We start from the raw sequence: 9,113 nt of genomic DNA, 5'->3' as shown, positions 1-9,113 counted from the left end.
TACACAACGTCAACCACACGTTGTACAAAACTTTTTTCGTGAGAAACATGTTGCTTACTCCGCTGCCTAAAACTGTTCACCATTCTATGCTCTGGTTAGTAAAAGGAGGATTAGCGATGACGACATCGTGCTGTTTGACGGGAAGGTAAGTCACGGCATCTTCTTGTGTCACCGTATATCCCTGTCGCCGCAGGTCAGCCGCCCGTTCGCGGTTGAGTTCGTTGACCGAAGCAAGAGTCGGAGTGGCTGCGAGCAAAAGCGCGCCGTTGCCAGCTGTCGGTTCGTAGACAGTCTTTTCTGGAGTAATGTGAGCTAGCATTGCCGCCAAATACGCGATCGGCACGGGAGTGCTGTATGCTTGTTGGGCGATACTAGTGCTAGAGCGCGTGCCGAGCGTTGGCTGACGCTGGTACAGATCGACCAAGCGATTGTATGCCTGACGCGGATCTCCTTCGGAAGTAGCAATAATTTTGGCAGCGCGGACTAAAGATCGCTCTACTGACTCATCGACTAACTTAGCGAGCGCCGTCCCAGGTAAAATCGGAGTAGCTAAAATCTCTGATGCTCGTTCGCGGGCTGAGACAATTGTGGCAAAGCTGCCGCCGTGGATGAAGCAATCGACAAAAGCCGAAACTAACTCGTATTCTCGATCCATGTGGTTGAAAAATTTGGCTTATACTTAAGCGGAGTCTGAAGTTGGGTATTTGTCTTTCAATCGACAGACAAATTTTTCCTCTTCCCAAGCCTTATTGACAAATACTCAGCAATCAATTTGCCGCTCGGCTGATTTGCTTTTGTACTTTAGTAATTGCAATATAATTTATCATGCAAAATAGTCGGAATTTTATCCTCAAATATTAAGTTAAGTAAAGCGCGTTGCAACCGATCGACTCTCAACAAGCTATTAAAGCCGTAGACGAGCTAATGCTTCTCAAAGCGGGTAGACGCTTGAGTCAGGATGAAAAGCTCGTTATGGAAGCGGCTTGGGAAGACAAACACTACAAGGAGATAGCCCAAACTCACTCCTCCACAATCGATCGGTTGCAACGCGATGTTGGGCAAAAGTTGTGGATTTTGCTGACGGGAATTTTAGGGAATGGGGAAAAAGTTACCAAGAAACGGCTGCGGAGCATTTTGGAACAAAGAATGGTAGCAGGCTCTCTTTTGTCATCCGCTCCCAGTCAGTCCAATCCTGTTAATACCTCTGCTATACCTGTGATTGGGGGACAGCCTCCTAACGTGCAGACTTTTTTCGGGCGCGAGGCAGAACTGATTGGGCTGAAGGAAGCGATCGTCAATTGCCGCTGCTTAGTTATCTATGGAGCGCCAGGATTTGGGAAAAGTGCTTTGGCAACAAAATTAATCGAAGAAATAAGTACAAAGCGTCAGCCTCAGTTCGAGAGATTAATTTGGCAATCAGTTCACTATGGTCCGACACTCAAGGACTTGCTTGTTAACTTGCTGAAAGATCTAGCTTTACCATCGATGCAAGAGCAACAACTGCCTCAAAGTACGCAAGAGCTAGCTACTCTCTTAATAAAAACACTCTCCATGCGTCGTTGTCTAATAGTACTAGATAGTGCCGAAGCCTGGTTGCGAAAAGATAGAAATAGTAGCTTCAATCTCTATGGCGAGCAATACTCGGAATATGGCGTTTTCTTCCGTCGAATTATAGAAGTAAAGCACTCTAGCTGCATTATTTTAACCTGTAGAGAGCCTTTCAAAGACTTAATGAAATTACAACGTTCGGGACGACCAAGTGATTCGTTCAAGCTAGAAGGATTGGACGTGAAAGCAGCCAAGGAGATTTTGCAAGCTAGAGAATTAATTGACGAGCAGAAATGGTCGGAATTGCTCGAACCCTACTTAGGCAATCCCGCAGCAATCGAATTAGTTGCTAGTCGTATTGAAAAATTCTTTAGCGGCAGTGTAGCTAAATTTCTTCACTATAAAACTGATTTGATATCTGAAATATTTAGAGAAACTTTAGCTCATCAATACCAACCTGAAAGATTGAGTATTTTAGAGCAGCAAATCTTATGCTATTTAGCCCAAAGAGCAGATGACGCTAATGATTTTGTTAGCTTTATACAGATAATTGAAGATTTATACGTTCGACTGCCCAGCAGTTTGTCTGTCTCAGAACTCATGAGTTCTATAGAAAATCTCAACAATCTTTCTTTAATTATAATAAGTAAAACTGGAGAAACAAAAGAGCTTTTCTTAAAACTTCCACCTCTATTAAAAAAATATATTTTTCAAGAGAAGCAAGTAAAATTATTACGTACAGCCCATGCTTTTTCGGCATCAAATATGCGTATTATTGCCCGCAATACCCTCCGTCGCTTCTGGGAGGAACATCCAGATGTAGAAGAACCACTCAAGTTTTGGTATGCGGAAGTTTCTCAAGCAGACTGGTCGAGTCCAGCAGATATCAAAGCACTGTATCGCAATGTTAGTATTGTGGCAAATAACCGAGCGATCTTTAACATCAAAGGTAATTCCTATCGTTTTATTGTAGCAGTACGGTATGACATCGGGATCGGATTTATTCGTTTTATCGGCACTCACGCCCAATACGACAAAGTTGACGCGAAAACTATCTAGGCGAGATTAGAAATGGAAATTCATCCGATTAAGAATGAGCGAGATTACCAAGCTGCACTTAGAGAAATTGAGTTGCTGTTTGACGCACAACCCAATACTCCCCAATTAGAGCGATTGGATATTCTCAGTACGTTAGTTGAAGCTTACGAGAAAACTCACTATCCTATCTCCAGTCTCGATCCGATTGAGGCGATCGCTTACTACATGGAATCACGCGGATTTTCTAACAAAGATTTAGAACCATGTCTTGGAAGTCGTGAAGCAGTACTAGAAGTTCTAGCGCGGAAACAACCCCTGACCCTAGAAATGATTCGTTGCTTGAATCAAAAGTTAGGCATTCCCGCAGAAATTCTGATTCAGCCGTATAGCTTAGCCGAAACTTCTGCTTGATACTTTGCCAAGTAAACCAAATGTTTCAAATCCCGTTGCGGGAGTTGAGGGACAGAAGGCTATATCACAGTACGCATTCGACGTTGTTTGAGGAGTACTACACACGATAGATTTGACTATCATCGTCGCCACTCGTATCAATTAATCGATACCGCAAGTGTATTTGACAATTTGTGCGCCATTGGCGCACAAATAAATGCAGATACCAGGGGCGCACGGATTTTACCAACCAGCGAACGTCAGTGCAGACCGCCCTCCTCAACTGGAACCAGATTTACAAGTCATGGCGCGCAGCAAGCGGGGGAGTCAGCAGGTGGCAAGGCTCCTAGCAGTACAGATCATCATTTATCTATCATTTTCATATTTTTCTTCTTCAAGGGAGTTATCCTTGCTATGTTAATTGACAGCCCTTTACTCCTCTAGTACAGTTCGTACTTGAGTAAAGTACAAGCGATCGCACCGTTATAAACCCGAAAGCGAGCAGAGGTTCTCAGCCCCACTTGTTTAGCCAACTCTTTATTTCCTGTCAAAACAAAGGCAGTCCAACCTTTAAAGCGTTGTTTGAAGATATCACCCAGCATTTTGTAGAGCGCGCCTAGTTCTCTTGCAGCTCCTAAACGCTCTCCATAAGGTGGGTTACAAACGATTGTCCCACATCCTGCTGGAGCTTCCAACTGAGCTAACTCGGTTTGGCTAAACTGGAGCTGATGTTCCAAGCCACATCGTTCGCTATTACTGCGTGCCTGGGTCAATACCTCTGCGTCGCGATCGCTCCCCCAAATCGGTGCTTTTAGTTGCTGCAATCGCTCCTTTTTGGCTTGCGTCAGCAGTTGTTGCCACAGCTCTTGGTCGAAATCAGGAAAGCTTTCAAAGCCAAATTTTTGTCGCCACAAACCAGGCGCAATGTTTAAGGCTTTTAATCCAGCTTCTATCGGCAGGGTTCCCGATCCACACAAAGGATCTAAAAAGGGAAGACTGGTATCCCAATCTGCGATTTCCAGCAGGGCTGCGGCTAAAGTTTCTTTCAGCGGCGCTGCTCCCAACGCTGGGTGATAGCCACGTCGATGCAGACTCGTCCCCGAACTATCTAGACTTAAAATACAACGCTGTTGCTGGATGTGGACGTTGACCAGAAGATCTGGATTTTGGGGGGCGATCGTCGATCTTTGACCAAATTTCCGCCGTTGTTGGTCTACAATAGCGTTTTTCACCTGTAGTGCAGTGAAGTGGGTATGGTTCAGTTTCTGATTGCCACCCGTACAGCTGACTGCTAGGGTGTTATGGCTTTGCAGGTATTTATCCCAGGAAATTTTTTGCACCTCACGGTAGAGGATGTCTGCATTAGGGCAGTAAAATTCGCGGAGCGGTACTAGCACCCGAAAAATTGTCCTTGCCCAGAGATTGACTCGGTATAGCGTTGCTTTATCCCCAACAAAATGTACCCCAGCGAAGTCGGGGCGGACTTGGCTCGCCCCTAAACGTTCTATCTCCTGGGCTGCAATCGATTCTAGACTACGAGCCACTGTTGCAAAATAATGGTTCATCAACGCTGCTATCTCAACTCGATCCATTCGAATAACGTAACAAATGCCGGACGTGGCTACCTCCGTCCTTAGCTTCAATGCTGCAAGTCGCAACGCTCGGCTTCCACTCAGCTCAGAGAACGATCGCGTTGCTCTGGTTGTAGATCGTCTGCGCCTTCTGACGATGATCTAAGTAGAGGTGGATGAAAAATTAGTCCCAAGGTTTAACCCTATTATGTCACTCGGAAGGCAAAAATCGAAGCTCACTCCCTGTAACCGCGATCGGCTCAAGGTTAGAAACTTTATTTTCGCGCCAGCAACCCAACTTTCTAACCAAAAAGTTAAATAGTATTGCACTAAAAGCCTTTCAGGAATTAGGTATTACAGTTGTAGATAAGCTATATTGTAGTTGTGAGTATATAGATAGTAGCAATGCTCGACACATCCAACGTATTCCTGACAGGTATTGCATTAGAAGCCCTATCCGAATGGAGTAGCACACTCAAGACGTTTCAGCAAAAGCACAGGATTGCACTTTGCTCGCTCGGAAGCACGTAGAGCAGCGTTCAATTACATTCAAGCCCTTCTAAGTCCTGTGGAACGGAAGAATGGATGGCAAATGGCGGAGCAAGTGGGATACAGCAATCCCTATAAGTTGCAACATTTATTAGGACGGGCGCAATGGGATGCGGATGCAGTGTGTGCAGAAATTCGGCAGTATGCACTGGAGCAATTGAAGAGCCAGACAGATATTTTGGCAATTGATGAAACAGGCTTTCTCAAGCAGGGAGAGCAGTCAGTTGGCGTACAGGTGCAGTATTACGGTACAACGGGTCATTTGGAGAATTGCCAAGTCGGTGTATTTATGTCCTACATCAGCGCTCGAGGGCATACGTTAATCGATCGCCGCCTGTATCTGCCGCGCTCGTGGACAGAAGATCAAAACAAACGTCAGAAGGGGGCGATTCCAGAAGAGATCGAATTTGCGACGAAACCTCAATTAGCTATTCAGATGTTGTCATCAGCGCTTGCCCAGGGATTGCGTCCTGCTTGGTTCGTAGCTGATGAGGTCTATGGCAACGACGGTTTATTCCGGTGGTGGCTGGAGAAGACTGCAAAACTTCCCTATGTACTTACAGTCAACAAGAAGCAGCCAGTGGTGATTGGTTGGCTCTTGTTTCGAGCTGAAGAACTGATTCCACAAAAAGACAGCCAGCAGTGGCAGCGCCTTAGTTGTGGCGCTGGCAGCAAGGGAGAAAGATACTATGACTGGGCGAGAGTAGCTGTTAACTGCGACCGCTCTTGTGGATTCCAACGTTGGTTGCTATTTCGTCGCTGTTTAGAGCATCCCGACGACCCTCGCTTTATCAGCTACTACCAAGTCTTTGCTAACAGCGATACTACTCTCGAAACGATGGTTTACATAGCCGGACAAAGATGGCGAATTGAAGAATGCTTTAAGTTTGCTAAAGATCAGTTAGGTTTAGGGGAATATGAAGTTCGCTCTTGGCATGGTTGGCATCGACACATCACCCTTGTTCTGGCAGCTCAAACATTTCTCACCGTATTACGATACCAAACTGAACCTGCCATTCACTCCTCTACCCCCCCTTTAACTCCAGTAGCCACTGGCAGTCTAGCTGCGTTCAAGGCGGCACGAGGCTTATCGTGCGGCTGAGTATTTGGGAGATCGAGCGGTGGGTATCTAGACTCTTATTTCCTACAGTTTGGTGTTTAGAACACGTTTTGCACGCTGTCCTATTGGCGTAGAGTGCATCAAGCTACTGCGCGATTCTATCACTACAAAAAACGCTCCCAACTCTCATTCGCATAAATACAACTGTAATACACAAAAGCCTAGCGCGTTATTTCTTAACTTAACTTTATCTAGCAGCGGCTATGAACGCTATTTCTTACTGCCGGCTTTGTTGTGTGGTGAGCCTAGCTACAGTCACCGTTTTAGCAAGTGGGGCTGAAGCTGGGTCAGAAACAATTGCTTCAACTCGATCCACCCAGATGCCGACTCCAGGCACAACAGCAACTAGAGCAGCAGCACTGGCTAACCAGCTAGCAGAGCCTGCATCTGTTACATCTACTTCTAGGGTGGCTCAAGCCACAGAACCTCCTCTCAGTACCCCAGATTCGACTACACCAGCTCCAACTGCACCAACTCCAACTGCACCAACTTCAGCAGTTAGCTTTGCTGATGTAGACCCTAACTATTGGGCGTATCCATTTATTCAAGCCCTAGCTTCAGGTAACGCGATCGCTGGCTTTCCCGATGGCACCTTTAGACCAGAGCAGCCCGTGAGCCGAGCTGAGTTTGCCACAATGATTCAAAAAGCTGTTAACCCAACCCCAGTGCGGCAGTTAAGTCCAAGTGGATTTGCAGATGTTCCTGCTGACTACTGGGCAGCAAGTGCGATCGCAACAGCCTATGAAGGCAGATTCATGGATGGTTATCCCGATAATACTTTTCAACCGAATCGGGAAATTCCTAAAGCTCAGGCAATAACTGCTTTAGCGAATGGTCTGAAGTTGACTCCTAGTGAAAGCGCAACAAACATTGTTAATACCTACTATACAGATGCCACGCAGATTCCAACCTACGCCCTTGCTCCGGTCGCAGCAGCAACACAAGCCAATGTCGTTGTCAACTATCCAGATGTGAAAACGCTGAATCCACAAGCACCTCTAACCCGTGCGGAAGCGGCAGCACATTTGTACCAAGCCTTAGTCCGGCTGGGAAAAGCACAACCAGTTCCTGCGAATGTGGCAGCTGCTAATTTTATTGTGGGTGAAAGCAGTACTGTCAGCCAAACCCCTCCAACTCCTACTGAAACTACTCCTGAAGAAACCGCCCCAACAGACACTACTGCCCCAACTCCCGATGTTCAGCCAGGTCGAGCTACTCGTGGGGTATCCAGCTACTTAGGAGTTGCTGCCAATTTTGGTCTGACGGGTGATTCGGCTTTGGGCGACGGCACTAACGTTGCGGTATTTAGCAAAATTGGATTGTTAAATTACTTATCAGTGCGACCGACAGTGGTGATTATAGACGATCCGGCGATTCTTATTCCCATCACCTACGACTTTAACCTGCAAAGAGCAGAAGCCTTAGACGAAACGTTCTCGATAGTCCCTTACCTGGGAGGTGGCATAGGCATCAAAACTGGCGAAGACTCTAGCGTTGGTTTTCTACTAACTGGTGGTTTAGATGTTCCTCTCGGTAGTCAATTCACTGCAAATGCTGCTGTGAATGCGCTGTTTGGCGATGACACAGATGTGGGAATATCGGTGGGAGTTGGTTACAACTTCAGCGGATTTTAGGAACAAATTGATGAATTGATTCTTGCTAGAATTTAGACTTGGCAGCAACGTTGCTGCTTTTAGTTATTGGGGCTTAGTTGTTCGCCCATTGAACAGCACTTTTTCACTTCATCTGCCATGAATGAAACTGCCCTCGACCGATTTTGGGAGCTATTAGGATGGGTGCTTGCTCTTAACTCCCAAGCGTTTGAGCAAATCAACACTTTGCCTTATGGCTCAACAGTAGCATTAGTCATTGTTCTGGCTGCTAGTCTATCCCAAGTTGCGGCTCAGAGCATTATTCTATTCATCAACCGTGTCAAACCAGTGCGCTTTGTTTTCAGTCTACTGATTGGAGCAGTCGTGTTTGCGTTTGGCTACATATTCCTGGTTATTAGTACCTGGCTAATCGGCTTCGCTCCATTTACAGTCGAAGCTCCTTTTGGTATTGTGGCGCGCACTTTAGGATTTAGCTACGCACCACTAGTCTTTAGTCTTTTCGGGGCGATGCCTTACCTGGGAGAACCGATCCTATCACTTTTGTCACTATGGCACTTGTTAGCAATGGTTGTAGGCATTGCAGCTGCAAGCAATACGGGTGTATGGCAGGCATTTGGAACTGTAGCCTTGGGATGGGTGACGCTTTGGGTTATGCAGCGAACCGTTGGAAAGCCTTTTGCCTCTTTCGGTCGCTGGATTATTTCCCAGGTGGCGGGTGTAGAGCTAGTCACGAAGCGCGAACGGCTTAGGGCAATTTTGCACAGAAGACTACGCTCTTTGTCTGCCACTAATTTAACTGCACTTAGCACACCAGAAACAGAAAATTCAGTCACCTCTCCTGGGATGGATGAGGAAATAATCGGGCAGGTTGAACAGCCTCTAGCACCCTCAGCTAAACAATCGCCAGCACCCTCAGATAAACAATCGCCTATTACTGTATCTAACGCAGCGATCGCTTCTGGGACCGATACAACAGCCAGAGAGCGCCTTTTTCGGTTAAGTACGATCGCACTTGAATTACGCGGCATACTAATCCTCACCAGCGTCACTTTTGCTGTGCTGGTTCTCCTTGTACCGATTCGCTACTGGTGGTTCGTCTGGTATGGAAATCTGGGCGGTATCTTTAAACTAGTCTTCGATTTGGTGTGGATCGGCGTTATCGCTCTTGTGACTGCTGCACTCCTAGTGGGACTTTAAAGTTTTCTATGCCCAAATGAAGCCAGATTTAGCTCTATGAGCGGCAAATACATCGAAATGAGTCATCAGCCATCGCACCAGACGAAA

Annotated in this window: 9 protein-coding genes; 7 read left to right on the top strand and 2 right to left on the bottom strand. The window is 46.4% G+C overall.

Going from position 1 to position 9,113, the window contains the following annotated elements; genetic code table 11:
• Positions 1-76 precede the first annotated feature (76 nt).
• On the bottom strand, positions 77-655 hold the full coding sequence (locus H6G17_RS31300) for a hypothetical protein (RefSeq protein ID WP_192162495.1): 579 nt from the start codon (positions 653-655) through the stop codon (positions 77-79).
• A 221-nt stretch (positions 656-876) separates the two neighbouring features.
• On the opposite strand from H6G17_RS31300, the gene H6G17_RS31295 reads away from it, so the two are divergent.
• From H6G17_RS31295 to H6G17_RS31285, 3 genes are all read left to right on the top strand, one after another.
• A complete protein-coding gene (locus tag H6G17_RS31295) occupies positions 877-2,607 on the top strand; it encodes a type II toxin-antitoxin system HigB family toxin (protein WP_192162493.1) in 1,731 nt (576 codons plus the stop codon).
• Positions 2,608-2,619: 12 nt separating this feature from the next.
• On the top strand, positions 2,620-2,997 hold the full coding sequence (locus H6G17_RS31290; RefSeq protein WP_192162491.1) for a transcriptional regulator: 378 nt from the start codon (positions 2,620-2,622) through the stop codon (positions 2,995-2,997).
• Positions 2,998-3,084: 87 nt separating this feature from the next.
• Entirely contained in the window at positions 3,085-3,420 is a 336-nt protein-coding gene (locus tag H6G17_RS31285) for a hypothetical protein (RefSeq protein WP_192162490.1), read from the top strand.
• Here H6G17_RS31285 and H6G17_RS31280 read toward each other — a convergent pair.
• Positions 3,417-4,541: a THUMP domain-containing protein gene (locus H6G17_RS31280; protein ID WP_192162499.1), complete on the bottom strand. Its 1,125-nt coding sequence runs from the start codon at positions 4,539-4,541 to the stop codon at positions 3,417-3,419. The genes H6G17_RS31285 and H6G17_RS31280 overlap by 4 nt on opposite strands.
• A 43-nt stretch (positions 4,542-4,584) precedes the next feature.
• On the opposite strand from H6G17_RS31280, the gene H6G17_RS34435 reads away from it, so the two are divergent.
• From H6G17_RS34435 to H6G17_RS31265, 4 genes are all read left to right on the top strand, one after another.
• The gene (locus H6G17_RS34435) at positions 4,585-4,713 is read left to right on the top strand and encodes a hypothetical protein (RefSeq protein ID WP_277876143.1); all 129 of its coding nucleotides are present in this window, start codon (positions 4,585-4,587) and stop codon (positions 4,711-4,713) included.
• Between the two features lie 336 nt (positions 4,714-5,049).
• On the top strand, positions 5,050-6,198 hold the full coding sequence (locus H6G17_RS31275; RefSeq protein WP_192162489.1) for an IS701 family transposase: 1,149 nt from the start codon (positions 5,050-5,052) through the stop codon (positions 6,196-6,198).
• 221 nt (positions 6,199-6,419) lie between these two features.
• Positions 6,420-7,850, top strand: coding sequence for an S-layer homology domain-containing protein (locus H6G17_RS31270; protein ID WP_206757197.1), 1,431 nt, complete (start codon positions 6,420-6,422; stop codon positions 7,848-7,850).
• Positions 7,851-7,967: 117 nt separating this feature from the next.
• Positions 7,968-9,026, top strand: a complete 1,059-nt coding sequence (locus tag H6G17_RS31265; protein ID WP_192162488.1) for a hypothetical protein — start codon at positions 7,968-7,970, stop codon at positions 9,024-9,026.
• Positions 9,027-9,113 lie beyond the last annotated feature (87 nt).

Source organism: Chroococcidiopsis sp. [FACHB-1243] (assembly GCF_014696895.1).
Lineage (GTDB): Bacteria > Cyanobacteriota > Cyanobacteriia > Cyanobacteriales > Chroococcidiopsidaceae > Chroococcidiopsis.
The sequence above is the reverse complement of the archived record's forward strand: the minus strand, read 5'-3'. Positions and strand labels throughout refer to the sequence as shown.